At 37.3% G+C, this 22509-nt stretch carries 19 protein-coding genes and 1 riboswitch; of the genes, 13 read left to right on the top strand and 6 right to left on the bottom strand.

From position 1 onward, the window contains the following. Positions 1-223: 223 nt before the first annotated feature. From IGI97_RS08290 to trxB, 5 genes are all read left to right on the top strand, one after another. Positions 224-670: a hypothetical protein gene (locus tag IGI97_RS08290; RefSeq protein WP_002357783.1), complete on the top strand. Its 447-nt coding sequence runs from the start codon at positions 224-226 to the stop codon at positions 668-670. A gap of 8 nt (positions 671-678) precedes the next feature. Continuing rightward, positions 679-867, top strand: a complete 189-nt coding sequence (locus IGI97_RS08285; RefSeq protein WP_438738381.1) for a hypothetical protein — start codon at positions 679-681, stop codon at positions 865-867. Continuing rightward, positions 868-1128 (top strand): DUF5085 family protein, encoded by a 261-nt coding sequence (locus IGI97_RS08280; RefSeq protein WP_438738799.1) that lies wholly within the window; start codon positions 868-870, stop codon positions 1126-1128. It begins immediately after the preceding gene. A gap of 73 nt (positions 1129-1201) precedes the next feature. Continuing rightward, the gene (locus IGI97_RS08275; protein ID WP_002357781.1) at positions 1202-1702 is read left to right on the top strand and encodes a hypothetical protein; all 501 of its coding nucleotides are present in this window, start codon (positions 1202-1204) and stop codon (positions 1700-1702) included. A gap of 157 nt (positions 1703-1859) precedes the next feature. Next, positions 1860-2774: a thioredoxin-disulfide reductase gene (gene trxB / locus IGI97_RS08270; RefSeq protein ID WP_002357780.1), complete on the top strand. Its 915-nt coding sequence runs from the start codon at positions 1860-1862 to the stop codon at positions 2772-2774. Positions 2775-2815: 41 nt separating this feature from the next. Here trxB and IGI97_RS08265 read toward each other — a convergent pair whose 3' ends face one another. The 3 genes from IGI97_RS08265 to IGI97_RS08255 all read right to left on the bottom strand — a co-directional run bounded on the left by IGI97_RS08265 (position 2816) and on the right by IGI97_RS08255 (position 6432). Further along, the gene (locus IGI97_RS08265) at positions 2816-3277 is read right to left on the bottom strand and encodes a hypothetical protein (protein ID WP_002355960.1); all 462 of its coding nucleotides are present in this window, start codon (positions 3275-3277) and stop codon (positions 2816-2818) included. Between the two features lie 196 nt (positions 3278-3473). Next, positions 3474-3974 carry a plasmid sex pheromone cAM373 precursor gene (gene camE, locus IGI97_RS08260; protein WP_002358931.1) on the bottom strand — a complete coding sequence of 167 codons (501 nt, stop codon included), beginning with the start codon at positions 3972-3974 and terminating at the stop codon, positions 3474-3476. A 118-nt stretch (positions 3975-4092) separates the two neighbouring features. Next, the gene (locus IGI97_RS08255; protein ID WP_002360456.1) at positions 4093-6432 is read right to left on the bottom strand and encodes an ABC transporter ATP-binding protein/permease; all 2340 of its coding nucleotides are present in this window, start codon (positions 6430-6432) and stop codon (positions 4093-4095) included. 124 nt (positions 6433-6556) lie between these two features. Between IGI97_RS08255 and IGI97_RS08250 the strand changes: the two genes are divergently transcribed. Further along, positions 6557-7066 carry a MarR family winged helix-turn-helix transcriptional regulator gene (locus IGI97_RS08250; protein WP_002365578.1) on the top strand — a complete coding sequence of 170 codons (510 nt, stop codon included), beginning with the start codon at positions 6557-6559 and terminating at the stop codon, positions 7064-7066. A gap of 37 nt (positions 7067-7103) precedes the next feature. On the opposite strand, the gene IGI97_RS08245 is transcribed toward IGI97_RS08250, so the two are convergent. From IGI97_RS08245 to IGI97_RS08235, 3 genes are all read right to left on the bottom strand, one after another. Next, entirely contained in the window at positions 7104-7967 is an 864-nt protein-coding gene (locus IGI97_RS08245; protein WP_002360454.1) for a sugar ABC transporter permease, read from the bottom strand. Between the two features lie 3 nt (positions 7968-7970). Further along, the gene (locus IGI97_RS08240; protein ID WP_002357775.1) at positions 7971-9314 is read right to left on the bottom strand and encodes a carbohydrate ABC transporter permease; all 1344 of its coding nucleotides are present in this window, start codon (positions 9312-9314) and stop codon (positions 7971-7973) included. A gap of 85 nt (positions 9315-9399) precedes the next feature. After that, positions 9400-10650, bottom strand: a complete 1251-nt coding sequence (locus IGI97_RS08235) for an extracellular solute-binding protein (RefSeq protein ID WP_002382263.1) — start codon at positions 10648-10650, stop codon at positions 9400-9402. Positions 10651-10909: 259 nt separating this feature from the next. Between IGI97_RS08235 and IGI97_RS08230 the strand changes: the two genes are divergently transcribed. From IGI97_RS08230 to IGI97_RS08200, 7 genes are all read left to right on the top strand, one after another. Beyond that, a complete protein-coding gene (locus IGI97_RS08230; protein WP_325820811.1) occupies positions 10910-12676 on the top strand; it encodes a glycoside hydrolase family 13 protein in 1767 nt (588 codons plus the stop codon). Positions 12677-12703: 27 nt separating this feature from the next. Continuing rightward, positions 12704-14329, top strand: a complete 1626-nt coding sequence (locus IGI97_RS08225; protein ID WP_104890972.1) for a glycoside hydrolase family 13 protein — start codon at positions 12704-12706, stop codon at positions 14327-14329. A gap of 1 nt (position 14330) precedes the next feature. Continuing rightward, positions 14331-15944: a glycoside hydrolase family 13 protein gene (locus IGI97_RS08220; protein WP_438738379.1), complete on the top strand. Its 1614-nt coding sequence runs from the start codon at positions 14331-14333 to the stop codon at positions 15942-15944. Positions 15945-16113: 169 nt separating this feature from the next. Beyond that, a complete protein-coding gene (locus IGI97_RS08215; protein WP_002392546.1) occupies positions 16114-16695 on the top strand; it encodes a TMEM175 family protein in 582 nt (193 codons plus the stop codon). Between the two features lie 81 nt (positions 16696-16776). Next, positions 16777-16944: riboswitch (M-box (ykoK) riboswitch) on the top strand. 224 nt (positions 16945-17168) lie between these two features. Beyond that, entirely contained in the window at positions 17169-19781 is a 2613-nt protein-coding gene (mgtA, locus tag IGI97_RS08210; RefSeq protein ID WP_438738377.1) for a magnesium-translocating P-type ATPase, read from the top strand. Positions 19782-20379: 598 nt separating this feature from the next. After that, positions 20380-21495: a pyruvate dehydrogenase (acetyl-transferring) E1 component subunit alpha gene (gene pdhA, locus IGI97_RS08205; protein ID WP_002357768.1), complete on the top strand. Its 1116-nt coding sequence runs from the start codon at positions 20380-20382 to the stop codon at positions 21493-21495. A 2-nt stretch (positions 21496-21497) separates the two neighbouring features. Next, positions 21498-22475: an alpha-ketoacid dehydrogenase subunit beta gene (locus IGI97_RS08200; protein ID WP_002357767.1), complete on the top strand. Its 978-nt coding sequence runs from the start codon at positions 21498-21500 to the stop codon at positions 22473-22475. The last annotated feature ends 34 nt before the right edge of the window (positions 22476-22509 follow it).

Below are 22509 nucleotides of genomic sequence, written 5' to 3'. Positions count from 1 at the left end.
ATTAAACGAATGTCAGACGGCACTTTAGTCATCAAAAAAGCCGGGAAATGGTTGAGTAAGTTTGATAAATTAACTGGCATTGATAACGATATGAGAAAAGGCAAAGACTTTACTTGACTCCAAGCACGCAAGGAGGCTTAAAACCAGCCTTCAAAGATTCAATCAAAGGAATTGGTAGGTATTGAAAAATTTAAAAATAGATCGATTTTAGGAAATTAATTTAATGAAAAGAGGGAAAAAGATGATTGAAAAAGTTTCATTGGAAATGAACAATTTAGTGTATATTGAAAAACGAGCAACAACAGATCAATTAGTGGATTTAATTTTACAATCAGAAGAATTAACTTATGAAGAAGGTTTTTATAAAAATGGACCAACAATGATTGAACTAAAACCAACTGAATTAAGTGAAGAAGAACAAACGTATAAATTTTATATTCCTGTGAATGAGCCAGTTGAAAGTGGCGAGATTTTTACTGTAGAAAATATTCATTATGATCATCTAGTTCGTAAAAGAATTCCTTTTGATGATGAACTTGGCGCTAATATTGAGGAAATGACGGATTACTTGCTGGAACAAAAGATTGAATTTGATGATAAATTATTGTTGGTAATGACCTTAGTTTATGATGAATATTGGGTAGATGTTTTAATCCCAACAAAAGAGTAGGTGAAAAAATGAGAAAAACAATTGGCTATAAACAATCATTACATTATCAAAATGTCATCAGTCGTTATTATGTAACGACTTCAGAGGAGATGGGTCGTTGTTTAGAAGATGCTTTGGAAACAATTTTTGAAGCAGATTATTCTTTATCAGACAGCTTTTTCTATTCAATGAATTCTGACATTCGTGAAGAAGAATAGCTGATTCAAGTTTTTTTACCTGTCAATGAAGAATGCCAAGAGAATCTTCCAGCAGAATATCGTTTCCAATCTTATTTTCAGGTGAACAATATGTTAGCAACTAGAGCAAAAGGCGATAAGTTATCTGAATTCTCTAAAGCATTAGAAGAGTTAATCACTATAGTTGTTCAGGAAGATTTGACAATTGTTTCACCAATTTTCTATTGTCCGCAAGTAATAGATAATAAGGTATACACTGATTTGATGATTGGTATTAAATAGTTTTGAACTGATTAGAGTTTTCTCGTAAGGAAAGAGAAGATAAAAGTTTATAAATGAGGAAGAGATATTTGAAGTGAGACTGACTAAGGCAGATGGGTACAAAAAAATTGGTATAGGACTAGGTGTTATTTTTGTCACACTTATTTGCTTGGTATGGTTTTACTTTTCACTCTATAAAAATCCAGTGACAAGTAATATAATTTTTTTTGTTTTTTTAACAGTAGTGGCTATACTAATCAGTGCTTTATCCTTACTTAAATTAATATGTATGTTTGCTTTTTTGATAATCGAAACCGGGATTAATGAGACTAAGTATATCAGAAAATATGGTGGCATTTTATATAGAATGGACAGTCATGGTTTGTCATATCATGAAAAGGGATTTCTAATAGTGCGTAGTTGGTCGGAGGTCATTGATGTAGGACTTTTCAGACAAATGGAAAGTGAAGTTATTTATAATTATCAAATAAAATTTAGTGATGATGATAGACACACTTTTGATTTAAGAGGGAATTATCCAACGATAGCATTCAAAGAAAAAATTGAAGAATTCTGGTTTAAATACAATAGCTAAATTAATCTTCATTCCCCCTCCTAGAAAACACAAAACCGTGGTACAATAACTTACGTAATAGACACACCTACTCCGAATGTCAAAAAAGGGCAGAAAAGTAGACAAGAAATTGTTTAAGGAGTAAAGTAAACTTACTTAAAATTTTGGGGGAAATAAAATGTATGATGTAATTATCATTGGTGCCGGTCCTGCTGGGATGACGGCAGCACTTTATGCATCACGGTCCAATCTTTCTGTATTGATGATTGAACGCGGTGCGCCTGGTGGGCAAATGAACAACACTGCTGAGGTAGAGAATTACCCAGGCTTTGATTCTATTATGGGTCCAGAATTGGCCTATAAAATGTATGAAAATGTAGAAAAATTTGGTACGGAAAATGCGTATGGTATTGTGATGGGCATCGAAGACCACGGATCCTATAAAGAAGTGATTTGTGATGACAAATCTTATGAAGCTAAAGCGGTAATTATTGCAACAGGCTGTGAACACCGAAAATTGGGTGTAAAAGGCGAAGAAGAATTTGCTGGCCGTGGTGTTTCTTATTGTGCCGTTTGTGACGGTGCCTTCTTTAAAAATAAACGCTTAGTAGTTGTTGGTGGCGGCGATTCTGCAGTTGAAGAAGCAATCTATTTAACACAATTTGCTTCTGAAGTAGTGATTGTTCACCGTCGTGATGAATTGCGTGCGCAAAAAATCATTCAAGATCGTGCCTTTGCAAATGAAAAGATTTCCTTTGTTTGGGATACAGTTGTCGAAGAAATTGTTGGCAATGAAATGGTCGTGACAGGTGTGAAAGCACGGAATGTCAAAACAGATGAAGTTTCTGAAATTGAAGCAAACGGCGTGTTCATTTACGTGGGGCTAGATCCATTAACAGAACCATTTAAGAAAGCTGGTATTACGAATGAGGCTGGTTGGATTGAAACAGACCAAGAAATGAGAACAAAAATTCCTGGTGTTTATGCCATTGGTGATGTCCGTGAAAAAACATTGCGTCAAATCACGACAGCGGTCGGTGAAGGCGGTATTGCTGGACAACAAGTATTTAACTATATTGAAGAATTAAAATAAAAAAATGCTTTTGCCTTTAATAATAAGGGCAAAAGCATTTTTTAATAGGTTCCTTTAATGACAAAATAAGAGCCGCGAATGGTTCCAGCTAATTTTGATTTTTGACGAGCAAATTTGAATTTTCCTTCAAATTCTGCAGGGATTGCCATACCATCTGAAAGTTTAAACCCAACGGCGCGTTTGCCTTCCTCAGCTAATGTGTACATCACGTTAACTGCTAAGCCGTTTTCATAAAATACATAGGCCATTTTTATGCCATCTAAAGTGAAAGAAGAAATTTCAAGTGGCTTGTAAGGGAAATGTAATTCTCGTTCTAATAAAATTTTTTCAATCCAGGCCAATGTTTCTGGAGCTTCAGAGGCAGGGACGGTCGTAAAGCGATGTTTGTATTTATTCCAAAAATAGCGAGCTTCATTCGCTCTTAGTCCAGCAAGGGCAGGTGCCACTGGTGAACTTTCTAAACCAATAGTGGCTACTTCTTTAAAATCAACTGTATAAACCATGAATTGATACTCCCATCTTTTCTTTTAAACTAAGTATAACGGTAGCAGGGGTAACGAACAATTATTATTACTTAAAAGAATGAAATTGGGACAGAACGATCGGCTTCGGAAAATGTTAAGGTTTCCGAATGCGTAGGTTCTGTCCCAAAGAGTATTTTAAGATTTGGTTATTTCGTGATAAGTTATACGCTTGTGCTTATTTGTTGGCATCTAAGGTAACTTTTTCATCTGCCGTAGTTGTTTTAACATCTACTGTATAAACAAGTTTATTGTTATTTTTGGTTAACTTCCAAGTCAAAATACGTGGAGAAAGTCCTCCAACTTCTTTTTTTGCTTTGGCTAAAACGTCGTTAACAGCGCCTAATTCTTTGACTTCAGCAGCTGAAAAGGCTGTCTCGTTTTCGCCAAGTTGATTTGCTTCAGTATTTTTGGTGACTTTTCCTGTTTCAGGATTCACGTAAAGTGTTTCTGTATCGTTAGTAAAGATATAGCTGTAGTCACTTGCTGGTTCTGTATCAAATTGGACATTTACTAATGGTTTGCTGTTGCCAGCTTCTTTTTCATAGATTTCAGCAGCTTGCTGCAAACTAACTTTGTACTTAGTATCAGTGACAGCATCTTTTCCTATGCCACAACTAGCTAAAATAAAAATAGCTCCTAAAAGTGAAAAAAATAGTAAAAATGGTTTTTTTAACATGAAATTACCTCGTTTCTTTTTATTAAGCATTCACAATCATTTAGTATACGGTGGTTTTATAAAAATTACAAACAAAAAATAATCCTTTAAGAGAAATTAAAGGATTATTTTTTGTTATTTATTCTGCACGTAAAGCAACTGCCGCATCTTTTTTCGCTGCCATTCGGGCAGGAATATGGCCACCAATCATGGTTAAGATTGTGCTAATTACAATCAAAATAATCCCGTGAATTGGATTTAAGGTGGCAACATTTTCTAAATCAGTCAGGTTATAGAGCACTGCATTGATCGGAAATGTTGCGAGAAAGGCAATCACAACACCAAGAATACCAGAGGCAACGCCTAAAATAGCAGTTTCGGCATCGAACACCCGGGTAATATCTTTTTTACGAGCTCCTAACGCTTTCAGGATACCGATTTCTTTGGTCCGCTCAATGACAGAAGTATAGGTGATAATCCCAATCATAATCATACTTGTAACAAGGGAAATCCCAGCAAATGCAATCAGCACATAAGTGATGGCATCCATTAAACCACCTGTTAAGCGGGTCATTGTTCCAGCTAAATCAGAATAGATGATTTGGTCTTTTTTATCTTTTCCTTTGTTATAAGCATCTAAATAATCAAGAATTTTATCTTTTGATTTGAAATCGTTTGGATAAATCATAATACTTGAAGGGATTTCATTCGCTCCTAAATAAGACAACAGGTTTTCTTTCGCGGAAGCATCTAATGTTTCGTTAGTCATAACGTTAGTGTTGCTGGCTTCTTGCGCTTTAACAATATCAGAGGTTTTGTTTTTGGCAATCATATTAGTTGAAAGTGCATCGCTATAAGCAATTCCAGGTGCTAATAGATTCATTGTTGAAGAATCTTTAATTCGCAAAATCCCTGAAATTGTTAATTCGGTATTTTCTGGATTATCGTAAACAGCTTGCAAATCTTGGTTAGGAATGAAGTTGCCTGTCGGTAATTTGGTGTAAAATGCATTATTATTGGCTAATTTCATTTTTGTGCCAACAATGTCTGAAAAGGCAATCTTTTGATTATCTTTCACGTCAAAGCCAAGATTTTTTAAAGCATTAATATTGGTGGTATTGTTACTATCGACGATTAAAACGACATCGGTTTCTTTTTCTGGATAATTTCCTTCAAGCAACGAGTAATTGTCTTTTAAGAAATTGTTTTTTCCATTTTCTAGTTGTTTAGGAAAAGCAGAAACGCCGACGCCAGTTTGGGCAGCCATCATAGAAGCCATCGCGTTTGATTGGCCGTCGGGTGCATCGTTTGAAAATTTGACAGCTTGTGCTTTCCCGTTGATTTCTCTTAATAAGTTCATATTGACTAGACGAGTATAGCCGATATTATTACTTAATTCAGGATCAATGTGATTGACATAGTCAATAAACTTTTGATCAATTAAATTCGTGTGTTGCGCACGGTCCGCATCGCTAATTTTAGCAGTCACTTCTTTTTCTTTCGGGAAGGTGCCTTTTTTGTCCTGATTATTGAAACTTTCTGGATCTTGATCTGTCGCTATTTTAGAAATGGTAATCGGAAATTGCGCTAACGTTTCCGACTGAGTTTTATCAATTTGTTTCTGGAATCCTGTTGAAAGAGAAAGGACAATCGCAATACTGATAATTCCGATACTTGAAGCAAAGGCGGTTAAAAAAGTTCGCCCTTTTTTAGTGCGGATATTATTAAAAGATAAACGCAGCGCAGTCGTGAATTTCATTTTGGTGCGTTTCAATTCGAAAGGTTCTTTTTTTTCATGTTCAATATGAGGACGCGAGTCATGACGAATTTGGCCATCTGAAAATTCAATAATTCGATCAGCGTATTCGTGAGCTAATTCAGGATTGTGGGTCACCATAATAACTAATTTTTCTTTCGAAAGTTCTTGGATAAGTGCCATAATTTGCAGACTGGTTTCTGAATCCAATGCACCAGTTGGTTCATCACAAAGTAAAATATCGGGATCATTAGCTAAAGCGCGAGCAATGGCAACCCGTTGCATTTGACCACCAGATAATTGGGAAGGTTTTTTATGGATATGGTCCTTCAAACCGACACGGATGAGTGCATCTTCGGCTTTTTGGCGTCTTTCTGCTTTTGAAATACCACTTAGTGTCATACCAAGCTCGACATTATCCAAAATCCCTTGATGACTAATTAAGTTGTAACTTTGAAAAATAAAACCAATTGAGTTATTCCGATAAGCATCCCAGTCGGCTTCTTTAAAATTTTTTGTTGATTTGCCGTTAATGATTAAGTCACCAGAATCGTAATTGTCCAATCCGCCAATCACATTCAACATCGTCGTTTTACCAGAGCCGCTGGGACCCAGAATGGCTACAAATTCTTGTTTTCGAAAAGCGACAGAGACGCCATCTAAAGCTTTAGTGGTCGTTCCGCCGACAGTATAATATTTTTTTATCTCTTTGAGTTCTAGCATATTTTTCGCATCCTTCTTCCAATTTATCAACAACACAACCTTAAGTTAGTGTATAACGTAACATAATAGTTAACAAAAATCAATCATTACCATTTGATAATCAAGTGAATTTAGTATACACTAGGTGGGAAACGAGGGAGAACATATGGATAAAGAGAAGCATTCATCAAATTTAGATATTAGTGTCTTTACTGAAATTTTTTCATATATGAGCCAATTGCTTTTTAAAGACCTAGACTTGGAGGATCTAAAATTAACCAAGTTAGACATGTTAATTTTATTAATTGTGGCAACAAATGAAGGAATTAGTATGACGGAGTTAGCCAACCAAGTAGGAACGTCGAAAGTTCAAGTGAGTCGCTCTATTGCGGGGTTAGAAGAACGAGCGATTGTTCAACGTCGCCATAATCAAGAAAATCGCCGCGTGGTTAATGTTTATACGACAAAAGAAGGCGAGAAGCTCTTTAAGCAAAAAGAAAATCAAGTAAAACAGCAACTATCTGAAACGCTTAGTGTTCTTTCCTTAGAGGATTATCAAGAGGTCAATCAACACTTTTTGGCGGTCATGAAAATTTTGTCCAATTATCAAGCGCTACGAAGAAAAACGTGTAAGGAAAACAACGCCAAAAAATAAAAAACATCGTTTGGCTATAAACCAAACGATGTTTTTTCTAGCCTTTGACAGAGCCAGAAGTCACGCCTTCTACATAGAAACGTTGCATTAATATAAATAAAATAGTAATTGGAATGGCAATTAGCACACATCCTGCTGTAAAAGCCATGAATAGTGAATTGGCTGTTGATTTGGTCATCATCGAAAAGAGACCAATCGCAACGGTGTAATTTTCAACTTTATCACCCATAATAACTTTTGCGAAAATAAAATCCATCCAAGGGCCCATGAAGGCGGTTAAAGAAGTATAGACAATAATTGGTTTCGACAATGGCAACGTAATTTTTGTGAAAATTTGCCACTTGTTGGCACCGTCAATCATAGCCGATTCGTCTAAAGCCATCGGAATGGTGTCGAAGAAACCTTTGGCGATGTAAAAACCTAGCGCCGAGCCTGCAGAGTAAACCAGAATTAAAGCGAATAAACTTTCAGTTAAATTTAAGGCTTTTAAAATATAGTAAACGGCAATCATACTCATAAAACCAGGGAACATATTTAAAACGAGCGCCACTTTTAAAAATGGTTTTCTTAAGCGGAAACGCAACCGGGACAGCGCATAAGCCATTGCGATTGTAATGAAAGTTGATAACAGACAGCTTGCGATGGAAACGAACAAGGTGTTCAAAAACCAACGGACAAATGGGAAGTTGCCAGTCTGATTTGTTAATAATACTTTATAGTTTTCTAAAGTGAATGTTTTGGGAATGATATAGGGAACAAATGCACCGCCTTCGCCGCGAAAACTTGTTAAGATAATCCACACAATGGGGAACATCCAAAAAACTGCTAAAATGGTTAGAATGATGTAAACGCTGGTAAGTGCAGTGCGTTGTTTTTTCTGGTAACTTTTTGCTTTAGCCATAAGTTACGCCTCCTTAAATGAATTCGTCCGTGTATAGGCAATTAAACTGAAGACTGCGGAGAGAATGAAGATTAAAATACCAATCACAGAGGCTAAATTGTAATCCATTGTATCGACAGTCAATTTGTATAGCCAGGTAACTAAAAGGTCAGTTGAGCCTGCACCGTAGAAGTTAGAATTGGCTGGCCCACCGCCTGTTAATAGATAAATGACATTGAAGTTATTGATGTTGCCAATAAACTGTTGAATCAGCGCCGGGGTCATCACAAATAGAATTTGTGGAAATGTAATACTTTTAAAAATTTGCCATTTATTGGCACCGTCAATTCTAGCTGCTTCGATTTGATCTTCAGGAAGATTTTGGATAATCCCTGTAGAGATTAACATCGTAGCAGGAATACCAATCCACATATTGACAACAATAATGGTTAATTTTGCCCAATTCGGATCTGTTAAGAAGGGGATAGAAGAATCGATTAAGCCCCAGTTTAACAACAGAGCATTGATAGGTCCGGAACCATTTAAGAGGTTTCGCATAATTAAAAGTGAAACAAACGGAGGTACGGCCATCGTGATAACAAAAATAGTCCGCCAAAACGCTTTATATTTTAAGCCTTTTGTATTGATAAGCAAGGCTAAAATGATTCCAAAAAAGAAACAAGTTGCGGTTGCGAAAACAGCCCAAATCAAGGTCCAGCCAAGTACTGGAAAGAACGTTGAAGCCATATCGCCTGTGATTACATTACCTAGATTTGCCAATCCAACCCAAGTAAAAAGGTTTTTCGGTGGTAAATGGTTATGGTCGTAGTTGGTAAAAGCAATTGAAATCATATATAACAACGGCAAGATGGTAAAGAAAAGAACGCCTAGTAAGGGGATCGTCATTAAAGTTGCATGGAAACGTTCGTTTAACAAGCTGCGTAAATCATCCATAGTTGTTGGAATTTTTTTGCCGGCTGTCTTTAATTCATATAGGTGACGGGCGCTTTTTAAATTGATTACATATAAAATGATTAGCGATAAACAGACTAAAATTGCTGCAATTCCGAATAATAATAAGAGCATTGAATTATCGCCTTCTTTTAGAACTTCAATCCCTAAAGAATCATCATATACTAATCCTTGCTGTTGGGTCCCTAGTGTTCCTAGCATCATTAATGCGTGGAAACCATTACGGATTAACCAATAGATAAAGCCAATTTCAGCTGTTAAAAAGATGATTCCCTTTAACCACTGCTTGTTGGCGAAGTTTGCAGCACCCATAACTAAAAAAGATAGTTTTGTAGCGAAGTCGCCTTTTTTAAAGACCTCTCGAAATGACGTCTGGGCTTTCTTTTTCTTGAACATCTTCGTTCACTCACTTTCTACTTAAATAAAAAAGATAGAGGAAATGGGACAGCAGATTGAAGCTCGTCCCATTTCTTTACTCTTTTTATTCTTTTGCTTCTTTTGATGTGTCTTGGACTAATTTATCTAATTTTGCTTGATAATCCGCAGGTTTGATATTGCCTTTGTACGTATCATTGATCACTGCATCCATCGCAGGCCAGAATGAAACGATTTCTGGGATTTTTGGCATTACCACAGAGTGGGTTGGTTGCGCCATTTCTAAGATAGCTTTTGCAACAGTATCTTGTGTAATTTCTTCGTTTGTTTGTAATTTTTTGTTTGAAGGGACAAAGCCGATTTCTTTGAAGTAAGTCATTTGTGCTTTTTCACTGGTTAAATAGTTTGCTAATGTCATTGCGGCCAATGGTGCTTGTGTTTGTTGGTTGACAGCAAAACTACGAACGCCCAAGAAAGCTTTCATTTGTTTTTCTCCATTGCCAAAATCAATGGTTGGGTAGGCAGCGGCCCCCATTTTGTCGCCAAGAGCTTTTTCTACATCGTTTTTAGACCAAGGACCAGAAAGGAAGGCATCCGTTTTGCCAGAACCTAGATTAGACAATGCTTCTGTATTTGATTGGATCACACCAGGATTATTTTTTTGATCGGCAATCCATTGTAATACTTCTATACCTTGTTGGTTGTTAAAGTTGGTACCTTTTGGATCTTCGCCATTTTCACCATATAAGTAATCGCCGTTACTCATAAATAGAGGACCGAAGATATAATTTGCGCCATCTTCGCCAAAATTGGTACCGATTTTGCCTTTTTCAGTTAAAGACTTCCAAGTTTTGATTTCCTCTGGAGAATACGTATCTTTGTTATAATAAAGAACTTGTGACTCTACGGCATAAGGGTAGGCATAGACTTTGTCTTTCCAAGTGACTCCTGCTACTGCCGAATCGATATTGTTTTCTTTGACTTCTTTTTCATATTTTGTGTTAGGGTAAATCAGACCAGCTTCTGCCATTTGACCAATTTGATCATGCGGCATCATGAAAACATCTGCGGCAGCTTTAGGATCTTTTGCAATGTCTTTTTTAGCATCTGCCGAATTTCCAGCAGTTAAGTTAACTTTAATATCGGGGTTTTCTTTTTCAAAATCGGCGACAACTTTTTTAAAGACGCCCATATATTCAGTATCAACCCATAATTTTACGTCACCAGCTGCTTTATTTGCTGAACCGCTTTCATTTTCAGCTTTCGTTTTTTCTGCGCCACCACAGGCAGTAAGTAAAACCGCGGAAGCACTTAAAAGGATACCGCCCATTAAAATCTTTTTCCAATTCGCTTTCATTTTTGAACCCTCCAAAAATTATTTTTTACAAGTCTTATTATGCAACCGATTGCGGAAATAATCAAGTGTTTTTCATCGAGAAAGTTAAAAAAGTTTTTTTGTTATAAATAACATACTGTTTGTTTAAAGTGGTGTATACCACTAATTAAGCATTTTAAATAAAAAAATAAAAAAGGGTATACAAATGCAATCGTTTGCGCTAAAATGTGTTCGAGTATTAGAAAATACACGAAAAGCGACAATTAAAGGAGAGAATTAAATGAACACTGCTGCAATCTACCATCGTCCAGAAAGTGAATTTGCTTATCTTTATACAGAAGAAACCATGCATATTCGTTTGCGTACGGCAAAAGGCGACATTGCCTCTGTCCAATTAGTGCAAGGAGATCCTTATCTTTTAGGGAAAGAAAAGTGGTACCAACAGTCGTTAACCATGGAGAAGTTAGTATCTACGGAGTTATATGATTACTGGTTTATTGCATTAAGTGCAAAATTTAAACGCCTTTCATATGCTTTTACTTTAGTAGGGACGGATGGCTTGACGGCGTTTTATGGCGAACACGGCATTTATACTTTAGAAGAAAAGTATTTAGCGATGGCGAATAATTATTTTCGGATGCCGTATTTTCATGAAATCGATCGTTTTAAAGCACCTGAATGGGTAAAAGAAACGGTTTGGTATCAAATATTTCCAGAGCGTTTTGCAAATGGTGATCCCGCCAATGATCCTGAAGGGACGTTGCCGTGGGGATCTAAAAGACCAGATCGACAAGATTTTTTTGGTGGGGATTTGCAAGGGGTGCTAGATCATCTTGATTACATTGAAGATTTAGGTGTTAACGGCTTATATTTTTGCCCAATTTTTGAAGCGTTTTCTAATCACAAATATGATACGATTGATTATTTAAAAATTGACCCAGCTTTTGGTGATGGCGCTACCTTTAAGCGTTTAGTCGAAGAGTGTCATCGACGGGGCATTAAGATTATGTTGGACGCCGTTTTTAATCATATGGGGGACACTTCGCCTCAATGGCAAGATGTGTTAAAAAATGGCCAGGACTCAATTTATGCCGATTGGTTCCACGTAAATGAGTTTCCAGCTAGCTATGAAGAAAGTGCTGATTTTGAAGAAGCAAGCAACATTACCTATGATACTTTTGCATTCACTCCGCATATGCCTAAATTAAATACAGCAAATCCAGAAGTGCAAGCCTATCTTTTAGAAATTGCTCGTTATTGGATTGAGGAATATGATATTGACGCCTGGCGTTTAGATGTGGCAAACGAAGTGGATCATGCGTTCTGGAAAAAATTCCGGCAAACATGTGATGACGCAAAAGAAGATTTTTATATTTTAGGAGAAATTTGGCACTCGTCGCAAAGCTGGCTCCAAGGAGACGAATTTCATGCAGTGATGAATTATGCATACACAGATGCGATTATGGGCTACTTTGTCAAGCAAGAACTGTCCTTGGAAAAGATGCTCTCTGAAATGAACAACCAGTTAATGCTTTATCGACAACAAACGAATCAAATGCAGTTTAATGTTTTAGATTCCCACGATACACCACGCTTATTGCATGAAACGAAAGAGGATAAAGAGCTGATGCGCCAAGTATTAGCGTTTACGTATATTCAACCAGGCGTCCCTTGTCTTTACTATGGTGATGAAATTGGTATGACAGGTGATATGGATCCTGATTGTCGTCGTTGTATGGTTTGGGAGGAAAATCAGCAAGATTTGGATTTGAAGGAATTTGTAAAATCATTGATTGCCCTTCGCAAAAAGTATGCGGCTGTTTTTTCTGGTGGAACAATCGATTGGACAGGCACTTCTTTTGAAACGGGGTTGATTAGACTCGCTTGTCGTTTGGAGGAACAAACGATCTATGGGATTTTTAATACTGGCCAAGAGACACAATTTGTCGATAGAACTGATCGAGAAGTTTTGCTAAGTTCTTCTATCGAAATTGCTTCAGAACAGATAATGGTTTTACCAAAAGGTTTTCTTTTATATCAAGCATAATAATTAAGCAAAGGAATGTGAAGAAGAATGGAAAAACATTGGTGGCAAGAAGTCGTGGTTTATCAGATTTATCCTCGCAGTTTTAAGGATAGCAATGGAGATGGCATTGGAGATTTACCAGGAATTATTGAAAAATTGGATTATTTGGAAACGTTAGGCATTGGGGCTATTTGGTTATCACCAGTTTATCAATCACCCAATGATGACAATGGTTATGACATTTCTGATTATGAAGCGATTATGACAGAGTTTGGGACGATGGCGGATATGGATCGTCTAATTGAGGAAGCGAAAAAGCGAAAGATTGAAATTATTATGGACTTAGTGGTTAACCATACGTCAGATGAACATCGTTGGTTTATTGAAGCGAAAAAAAGCAAGGAGAACCCCTACCGAGACTATTATGTATGGGCTGATCCTGCTTCAGATGGCGGTGTGCCTAACCGATTGAAATCTGCCTTTTCGGGTTCGGCGTGGACGTTTGATGAAGCGAGTGGGCAATACTATTTGCATTTGTTTAGTAAAAAACAACCAGATTTAAATTGGGAAAACCAACAAATGCGTCAGTCGGTTTACGAGATGATGAATTTTTGGATTGATAAAGGAATTGGCGGTTTCCGTTTAGATGTAATTGACTTAGTGGGTAAAATTCCAGGAGAAGAGATCACCGCGAATGGACCTCATTTACATCGTTATTTACAAGAAATGAACGCCGCGACATTTGGCGGCAAAGAGCTGTTAACTGTAGGTGAAACATGGGGGGCCACACCTGAAATTGCAAAAATGTACTCTAGTCCAGAGCGTCATGAATTATCCATGATTTTTCAGTTTGAACATATGAGCTTGGATCAACAACCAGGTAAAGAAAAATGGGACCTTCAGCCAATGGAAGTTGCCAAGTTGAAACAGGTTTTTGCAAAATGGCAAACAGAATTAGGAAATGATGGCTGGAATTCTTTATTTTGGAATAACCATGATTTACCGAGAATGATTTCACGTTGGGGAAATGATCAAGAATATTGGTTGGAAAGTAGTAAGTTATTCGCTATTTTACTGCACATGATGAAAGGCACACCTTATATTTATCAAGGGGAAGAAATTGGTATGACCAATACGCCGATCACAGATATTCGTGAAGCGCGGGACATCGAAACGATTAACATGTACCATGAGTATCTAGAAAAAGGATATTCTAAAGAAGAAATTTTGCTGAAAATTAATACTAAAGGTCGCGACAATGCACGCCGGCCTATGCAGTGGACCGCTGAAAAAAATGCTGGCTTTACGACGGGTACACCTTGGATTGATGTTAATTCCAATTATCAAACGATTAACGTCGCTGCTGCTTTGGCAGATAAAAATTCACTATTCTATACGTACCAAGAAATGATTCGTTTGAGAAAAGAACATCCTTTAATTGTTTGGGGCGACTTTGAATTGCTGGAAACAGTGGACGAAGTGATCAGTTTTTATCGTACCTATGGTGAGGAACGCTGGCTTGTTGTAACAAACTTTTCTGACAAAGTTCAGCCATTTTCTGCAGACGTTCATGTAGAACAAGTAATGATTGAAAATATGCCGACAGATGTCACTGCTTTAGCAGACTATTCGTTAGCGCCTTGGCAAGCATTTGTTGTGAAAGTGAGTCAATAAGATGGAACAATGGTGGAAAAATGCTGTCGGTTATCAAATTTATCCTCGGAGTTTTAAAGATAGCAACGGGGATGGCATTGGTGATTTGCAGGGAATTATTGAGAAATTACCGTATTTAAAAGAACTAGGGGTCGATTTTTTATGGTTAAATCCGATTTACACTTCGCCAAACGTTGACAACGGTTATGATATTGCGGATTATCAAGGGATTCAGCCAGAATTTGGTACGATGGAAGATTTTCAAGAACTTTTGGACCAAGCGCATCAATTAGGTTTGAAGATTATTCTTGATTTAGTGGTCAATCATACAAGTGATCAACATCCGTGGTTTGTTGAAGCAAAAAAAAGTTTAGATAATCCGTATCGTGAGTATTATTTATGGGCCGATGCGACACCAGAACGTATGCCGAATGAATGGCAAAGCTTTTTTGGTGGCTCGACTTGGACGTATGACGAGGATACAAAGCAAGCATATTTTCATGTGTTTGCAAAAGAGCAACCTGATTTGAACTGGAAAAATCCTAAAGTTCGTGAAGAGATTTATGCGATGATTCGCTGGTGGTTAGATTTGGGAATTGATGGTTTCCGATTGGATGCGATTAGTCATATCCAAAAAGAACCTTGGGATTTTAAAATTACCACGAATCCGTGGGCTCCCTTTATGAATGTAAAAGGCATTGAAGACTATATGCTGGATTTGAAAGCTATTTTTGCTGAGTATGACATCATGACAGTGGGGGAAGCTAGTGGCGTTTCAAGTAAAAAAGCGGTGGAATGGACCAATGATGCGGGCTATCTGAATATGATTTTTGAATTAGAGCACAATGTTCGAGAAGGGAAGCCAGGAGAAGAACGGTTAAATATTTTAGGCTATAAAAAAGTAATGGCTCGCTGGCAAAAGCATTTAGGGACAGAAGGCTGGAATGCATTATATGTAGAAAATCATGATAATCCCAGAATCAATTCAATTTTAGGCAATGAAACCTCTCATTCTGCTAAGGCGATTGGAACAATCGCCTTGCTCTTGCGAGGAACGCCGTTTATTTATCAAGGACAGGAAATCGGCATGGTTAATTATCCGTTTCAACAGATTGACGAGTTAGATGCTAAAGATTCCCATAACCATTATCGTTTGCTTATAGAAAATGGCTACGATGCGAAACAAGCATTAAAAGAAGTGGCGCATTGGACGCGGGACCATTCGCGTACGCCTATGCAGTGGACGAATCAAGAGGCAAGTTCATTCACCTCGGGGCATCCGTGGTTAGCAATTCATCCCAATTTCAAAGAAATAAATGTGACTGACCAAGAAACGGATGCGCAATCCGTGTTGAATTATTATAAAAAGTTAATTGCGTTGCGGAAAGAAAATCCAGTCTTTACAGATGGACAGTTTGAACTATTAGCGCCCAATCATCCGTCTGTTTTTGCTTTTTTAAGAAAAACAACTGAGGCAACAGCGTTAGTGATTGTCAATTTAAGTGGAGGAAAGTGCCAATTTGACTTGCCGAATAAATTACTAGGCAGAAAGTGGCAACAATTGTTAGGGAATCAAGATTTTACGGTGAAGAAACGGATGCAGTTAGCACCTTATCAGGCAGGGGTCTTCCAATAACTGATTTGTTCTATAACGAGTGCAAGAGGCTTACTTTTAAGTAGGACTCTTGCACTCGTTTTTAGGAACTTCAACAACCGAGAGACTTCATAAATAATTGAATTTTTACAGAAATGCGTTATACTTACTTTGGGTAAGTTGTTTAATTTTATGAAAGTAGGGGGAAATGATGCCGAAAACACGTGTAGAAGCATTTACAGATGCAGTCATTGCGATTATTTTAACGTTATTAATTTTAGAATTAAAAATTCCTGAAAAAGCAGATTGGTCTGCTCTGACTCAATCTGGACACAAAATCATTATTTATTTAATTAGTTTTGTTACTTTATTGATTTATTGGAACAATCATCATCATTTATTTCAAAGTGTCCGTAAAATTGATGGACGTGTCCTTTGGATGAATAATTTATTAATTTTGACGTTGACATTTTTCCCGTTTGTTACTGGTTGGGTGGGTGAACATCCGTTTTCTTGGCCGCCACAAGCTTTGTATGGCTTAGTAGTATTAGGAGCTGATGTTGCTTATTATCTAGTGGTGCGGGCATTGATTCAGGCAAATGGGCCCAAATCCGAAGTACAACGTTTGTTTGGCCACTATCCAAAATTAACGCTTTCGATTGTGTTGAATATTATTGCGTTGATTGTAGGCAAACTAGTAGCGCCAATCGCTGTCCTGATTATTGATACGATTGTTTTAGTCATGTGGTTTATTCCTGAGCGAAAAGCAGAAATAAAGGAAATTTTAAAGTAGTTATTTTTTATTTATAACAAAAAAGTCATAAATCTTTTGACAAGAATGTCAAACTCCTCTATTATAAGAAGTGGATAGAAACTGAATAATTGTTAGGTGAGGCTCCTATTTGGACAAATGCTGCTGCCGCGAAAGGATCGAGAGACCCTTAGTTGGTTGAACAGGAATAATCGTGAAGGTTATTCATAATGTAGCTGATACATGTTATCTACGCCCTATAGTGCTAAAGCTCAACGATAGAGAATCTTATTTAAAGATGGTATTTTGGGACGTACTCTATTGTTGAGTAGGTCCTTTTTTTGTGTGTTTGGCAAAAAAGCAATTATTCACTGGAAGTATAAATAAGAAAAAGAAAGGATGACTGTCATGGAAGACCCTGGAAGTGAACAGAGAAACAAAATACAGTCACCAACGAAAGGAGAAGATTTTAGCACTCTTTTCGGCAGGTGACCACAACCTTGGAGGAAAAGAAAATGATGAACAAAAAAACAATGGATATGAGAAAAGCAACCAAAGATCAAGAATTACGTAAATTGGCGTTGCTTTCTGAACGGGAATTAATGATGGAATTACGGACATCTGAAAAAGGACTCTCGAATGAAGATGCCGAAAAAAGATTAGAGGAATTTGGACCAAACGAAGTTTCTGCACAAAAGCCAACCCCAGCAATTATTTTATTTTTAAGTGCATTCAAAGATCCATTTGTCTATGTCTTAGCCTTATTGATGGTCGTTTCAACTTTAACGAAAGATTTCGAAGCCGCTATCGTGATGGGCGTGATGATTTTAGCCAGTGTCTTGATTGCTTTTATACAAGAATATCGTTCTCAAAAAGCGAGTTTGGATTTAAAAGAATTAATTGAAAATACCGCTGCAGTGACACGGGAAGGAATTACGAAAGAAATTCCAATGGACGAAATTGTTCCAGGAGACATTGTAACTTTAGCTACAGGAGACATGATTCCTGCAGATGCCGTGTTGATTTGGACCAAAGATTTATTCGTTAATCAATCGTCACTAACAGGTGAATCCATGCCTGTCGAAAAATTTGTGGATGCAGGTGTGGATCGTCAACAAACAGAGGTTTCTGCATTAGATATGCAAGACCTAGTGTTTATGGGCACAGATGTCTTGAGTGGACAAGGAAAAGCGATTATTTTAAAAACTGGGCAACATACATTTTTTGGTGATATTGCTAAAAATGCTACAACACAACGAGGAAAAACTAGTTTTGACTTAGGCTTAGCAAAAGTCAGTAAGTTTTTATTACGAATGGTAATGATTTTATTTCCAATCGTTTTCTTGATTAATGGTTTAACTAAAGGTGCTTGGGGCGAAGCGTTTTTCTTCGCGATTGCCGTTGCAGTTGGTTTGACACCAGAAATGTTGCCAATGATTGTTACGAGTAACTTAGCCAAGGGTGCATTATCCTTATCGAAACATAAAGTCATTGTTAAAGAATTAGCGGCTATCCAAAATTTGGGTGGTATGGATGTGCTCTGTACAGATAAGACTGGAACGATTACCGAAGATCGTGTAGTTTTGGTTCAACATTTGAATCCATTAGGTGATTTGAGTGACGAGGTTCTAAATTTAGCCTACTTAAATTCTTCTTATCAAACAGGTTGGAAAAATTTAATGGATATTGCCGTTATTAATTTTTATGAAGAGCATCAATGGAAAACGCCGTTTAAAAATGTCACTAAAATTGATGAAATTCCTTTTGATTTTTCCAGACGCCGCTTAACGGTTGTCGTGAATGCAGATGATCATCAATTGATGATCACGAAAGGCGCCGTGGAAGAAATGGAAGAAGTGTGCACGCATGCGCAAATTAATGGCGAAATTGTACCATTAAGCAGTGCTGTACGAGAAGAACTACGCCGAGTGAATGTTCAAATGAACAAACAAGGGATGCGTGTGTTAGCGGTAGCTGTAAAAAAAGATGTCCATAAAGAAGCAGTTTATTCAGTTGAAGATGAAAAAGAGATGACATTGATTGGGTTTATGGGTTTTCTTGATCCAGCAAAAGAGTCAGCTGTCAGCGCTATCCGCTCCTTACATGAACATGGTGTCAACGTGAAAGTGCTAACGGGCGATAATGATATTGTCGCCAAAAAAGTCTGTAAAGATGTAGGTATTGAAGTTTCCCATGTGTTATTAGGTTCTCAAATTGAAGCAATGACAGATGAAGAGTTGCGGGCGCAAGTGGAAGAAACTAATTTATTTGCCAAATTAAATCCGATGCAAAAATCTAAAATTATTGAATTGCTACAAGCAAAAGGTCATACGGTTGGTTTTATGGGGGATGGTATTAATGATGCACCAGCATTACGAAAAGCTGATGTGGGCATTTCAGTAGATACTGCAGCTGATATTACTAAAGATGCTAGCTCGATTATTTTACTGGAAAAAAGTTTAAATGTACTGGAATCTGGTGTGATTGAAGGACGAAAAGTATTTAGCAATATGATGAAATATATTAAAATTACCATCAGTTCTAATTTTGGGAATGTCTTTTCAATTTTAGTAGCCAGTGCCTTTTTACCATTTCTACCAATGCTTTCCTTACAACTCTTGATTCAAAATTTGATTTATGATGTAGCTCAGTTGACAATTCCTTGGGATAATGTCGATGAAGAAGAGTTATTAAGCCCTGTTCGGTGGGAAACGAACGGACTAGCGAAATTTACGATATGTATTGGCCCGGTAAGTAGTATTTTCGATATTCTAACGTATCTTGTCATGTGGTTTGTGTTTAGCGCCAATAGTTTGGCAACTCAACATTTATTCCAAACAGGTTGGTTTATGGTGGGACTTGTTAGTCAAACGTTAGTTGTTCATATGGTCCGGACGCGGAAAATACCATTCATTCAAAGTCGTGCGTCAATGCCTGTGATGTTAAGTAGTTTAGGCGCAATCTTACTCGGTTTCTTGATTGTAGCAACGCCCATAAGAGAGGTTTTTGACTTTGTGAAACTTCCGGCTAACTACTGGCCATGGTTCTTTGGAATCATCATTGCGTACATGTTAACTGTTGAAGTAGCTAAACGTTTATATATTAAAATTACCAAGGAATGGATTTAGTAAAATCTACTGAAAGAGAAAAGAATTTGCTAAGCTGTATTACTCGTTTTGCGAAAATTTGGTGATTTTAAGCAATGAATGTTCGTGATAAAACCTAAGGTAAAGTATTTGGCAAAAAAGCGAGCCGAAAAAAATAAAAATTAACGAAAAAAACTTTGTTCTCTAAAAAATAAAAAACCGCATGCTGAGTAGGTTACTCGGCTGACGGTTTTTATTTTTTGGTTTTTTCAAGATAATTTTCATGAAAACGCAAAGTTCGGAAATCAGATTACTAGCCAGCTCGGGGATGAGGGGGCTCGGATTAATAGAACTGTTATATAATATTTTCAAAATAGAATATAACAGTTAGAAGAAAAATAGTACAGAAGAAGTGTGGAACAGAAACCGTTTTCTTGTTTGTGAAAATTATCACTAAACCGCAAAAACATGCGGTTTTGCTCTTTTGTGAAAAAATGAAGAAATTAGAGTTTTTTTCTTGCGCTTTTTCGAATTTAGTGATAATTTGTTAAGTGTAGTCGATAAAAAGTAATACAGTTTCGCACTCTGTTTTACTTTTATCGAAATTAAAGAAACGTAATAGAGAGGATTGTGTGACAAAATGGCAAAGGCTAAGAAACAAAAACCTATTGACTTTAAAGAGCTAATGGCTAAAGTCGACGCTGATTTCCCAACTTTCCAAATCTTGGATCAAGATGGAAAAATTGTGAATGAAGATTTAGTACCTGATTTATCGGATGAGGAATTAGTTGAATTAATGACACGCATGGTTTGGTCTCGTGTGTTAGACCAACGTTCTACTGCATTAAACCGTCAAGGACGCTTAGGATTCTTCGCGCCAACAGCTGGACAAGAAGCAAGCCAATTGGCAAGTCAATTTGCAATGGAAAAAGAAGACTACTTATTACCAGGTTACCGTGATGTACCTCAATTAGTACAACATGGTTTACCATTAAGAGAAGCTTTCTTATGGTCTCGTGGTCACGTAGCAGGGAACTACTACGCGGAAGATTTAAATGCATTACCACCACAAATTATCATTGGTGCTCAATACATCCAAGCAGCTGGTGTTGCTTTAGGATTGAAAAAACGTGGAAAAGAAAATGTTGTCTTCACTTATACTGGTGACGGCGGTTCTTCACAAGGGGACTTCTATGAAGCAATTAACTTTGCTGGTGCTTACCAAGCAAACGGTGTCTTCATTATCCAAAACAATGGTTTTGCGATTTCTACACCTCGTGAAAAACAAACAGCGGCTAAAACTTTAGCTCAAAAAGCTGTTGCAGCAGGAATTCCTGGTATTCAAGTTGATGGTATGGATCCATTAGCAGTTTACGCAATTGCAAAAGAAGCACGCGATTGGTCAGCTGCAGGAAACGGTCCAGTTTTAATTGAAACATTAACCTATCGTTATGGTCCACATACTTTATCTGGAGACGATCCAACACGTTACCGTTCAAAAGAAATGGATGACGAATGGGTACAAAAAGATCCATTGACTCGTTTCCGTAAATATCTAACAGATAAAGGCTTATGGTCTGAAGCAAAAGAAGAAGAAATTATTGAAAAAACAAAAGAAGAAATCAAAGTAGCGATTGCAGAAGCGGATAAAGCGCCAAAACAAAAAGTTTCTGATTTCTTGAAAAATATGTTTGAAGTTCAACCTCAAACAATTAAAGAACAAATTGCATTTTATGAAGCGAAGGAGTCGAAATAAAAATGGCACAAAAAACTATGATCCAAGCAATTACAGATGCCTTAGCTCTTGAATTAGAGAAAGACGAAAATGTCTTAATCTTCGGTGAAGACGTTGGTAACAACGGTGGGGTTTTCCGTGCAACTGAAGGTTTACAAGAAAAATTTGGTGAAGACCGCGTCTTCGATACACCTTTAGCTGAATCTGGTATCGGTGGATTGGCTTTCGGTCTTGCCTTGCAAGGTTACCGTCCAGTTCCTGAAATCCAATTCTTTGGTTTCGTTTTTGAAGTATTTGACGAAATCGTTGGTCAAATGGCTCGTACGCGTTACCGTATGGGTGGAACTCGTAATATGCCAATTACTGTTCGTGCCCCATTTGGTGGTGGTGTTCATACACCAGAACTTCACTCAGATAACTTAGAAGGATTAATCGCACAATCACCAGGTGTTCGTGTTGTTATTCCATCAAACCCTTACGATGCAAAAGGACTATTAATTTCATCTATTCGCAGCAACGATCCAGTTGTCTACTTAGAGCACATGAAATTATACCGTTCATTCCGTGAGGAAGTGCCAGACGAAGCTTATGAAGTACCTTTAGATAAAGCGGCTGTAACTCGTGAAGGAACAGACGTATCAATCATCACTTACGGCGCTATGGTTCGTGAAGCGATTAAAGCAGCTGATAGCTTAGCGAAAGACAATATTTCAGCAGAAATCATTGACTTACGTACAGTGGCTCCTTTAGATGTGGAAACAATTATTAACTCTGTTGAAAAAACTGGCCGTGTGGTTGTCGTTCAAGAAGCACAAAAACAAGCTGGCGTTGGCGCTATGGTTGTTTCTGAAATTTCTGAACGTGCCGTATTATCATTAGAAGCACCAATCGGACGTGTATCTGCTCCAGATACAATCTTCCCATTCGGACAAGCAGAAAATATCTGGTTACCAAATGCGAAAGATATCGAAGCAAAAGCTAGAGAAATCGTCGAATTTTAATAGTTATTCGAAGTAGATAAACGAAGAATTAAAC

Origin of the sequence: Enterococcus sp. DIV2419 (assembly GCF_051711865.1) — a bacterium.
Lineage (GTDB): Bacteria > Bacillota > Bacilli > Lactobacillales > Enterococcaceae > Enterococcus > Enterococcus faecalis.
This window is presented reverse-complemented; position numbering and strand designations above follow the sequence as displayed.

Bases quoted from the DNA above. Each gene is read 5' to 3' on its own strand.
- IGI97_RS08290 (WP_002357783.1), top strand. From the start codon at position 224: ATGAAAAGAGGGAAAAAGATGATTGAAAAAGTTTCATTGGAAATGAAC.
- IGI97_RS08285 (WP_438738381.1), top strand. From the start codon at position 679: ATGAGAAAAACAATTGGCTATAAACAATCATTACATTATCAAAATGTC.
- trxB (WP_002357780.1), top strand. From the start codon at position 1,860: ATGTATGATGTAATTATCATTGGTGCCGGTCCTGCTGGGATGACGGCA.
- IGI97_RS08265 (WP_002355960.1), bottom strand. From the start codon at position 3,277: ATGGTTTATACAGTTGATTTTAAAGAAGTAGCCACTATTGGTTTAGAA.
- camE (WP_002358931.1), bottom strand. From the start codon at position 3,974: ATGTTAAAAAAACCATTTTTACTATTTTTTTCACTTTTAGGAGCTATT.
- IGI97_RS08255 (WP_002360456.1), bottom strand. From the start codon at position 6,432: ATGCTAGAACTCAAAGAGATAAAAAAATATTATACTGTCGGCGGAACG.
- IGI97_RS08245 (WP_002360454.1), bottom strand. From the start codon at position 7,967: ATGGCTAAAGCAAAAAGTTACCAGAAAAAACAACGCACTGCACTTACC.
- IGI97_RS08240 (WP_002357775.1), bottom strand. From the start codon at position 9,314: ATGTTCAAGAAAAAGAAAGCCCAGACGTCATTTCGAGAGGTCTTTAAA.
- IGI97_RS08235 (WP_002382263.1), bottom strand. From the start codon at position 10,650: ATGAAAGCGAATTGGAAAAAGATTTTAATGGGCGGTATCCTTTTAAGT.
- IGI97_RS08230 (WP_325820811.1), top strand. From the start codon at position 10,910: ATGAACACTGCTGCAATCTACCATCGTCCAGAAAGTGAATTTGCTTAT.
- IGI97_RS08225 (WP_104890972.1), top strand. From the start codon at position 12,704: ATGGAAAAACATTGGTGGCAAGAAGTCGTGGTTTATCAGATTTATCCT.
- IGI97_RS08220 (WP_438738379.1), top strand. From the start codon at position 14,331: ATGGAACAATGGTGGAAAAATGCTGTCGGTTATCAAATTTATCCTCGG.
- IGI97_RS08215 (WP_002392546.1), top strand. From the start codon at position 16,114: ATGCCGAAAACACGTGTAGAAGCATTTACAGATGCAGTCATTGCGATT.
- mgtA (WP_438738377.1), top strand. From the start codon at position 17,169: ATGATGAACAAAAAAACAATGGATATGAGAAAAGCAACCAAAGATCAA.
- pdhA (WP_002357768.1), top strand. From the start codon at position 20,380: ATGGCAAAGGCTAAGAAACAAAAACCTATTGACTTTAAAGAGCTAATG.
- IGI97_RS08200 (WP_002357767.1), top strand. From the start codon at position 21,498: ATGGCACAAAAAACTATGATCCAAGCAATTACAGATGCCTTAGCTCTT.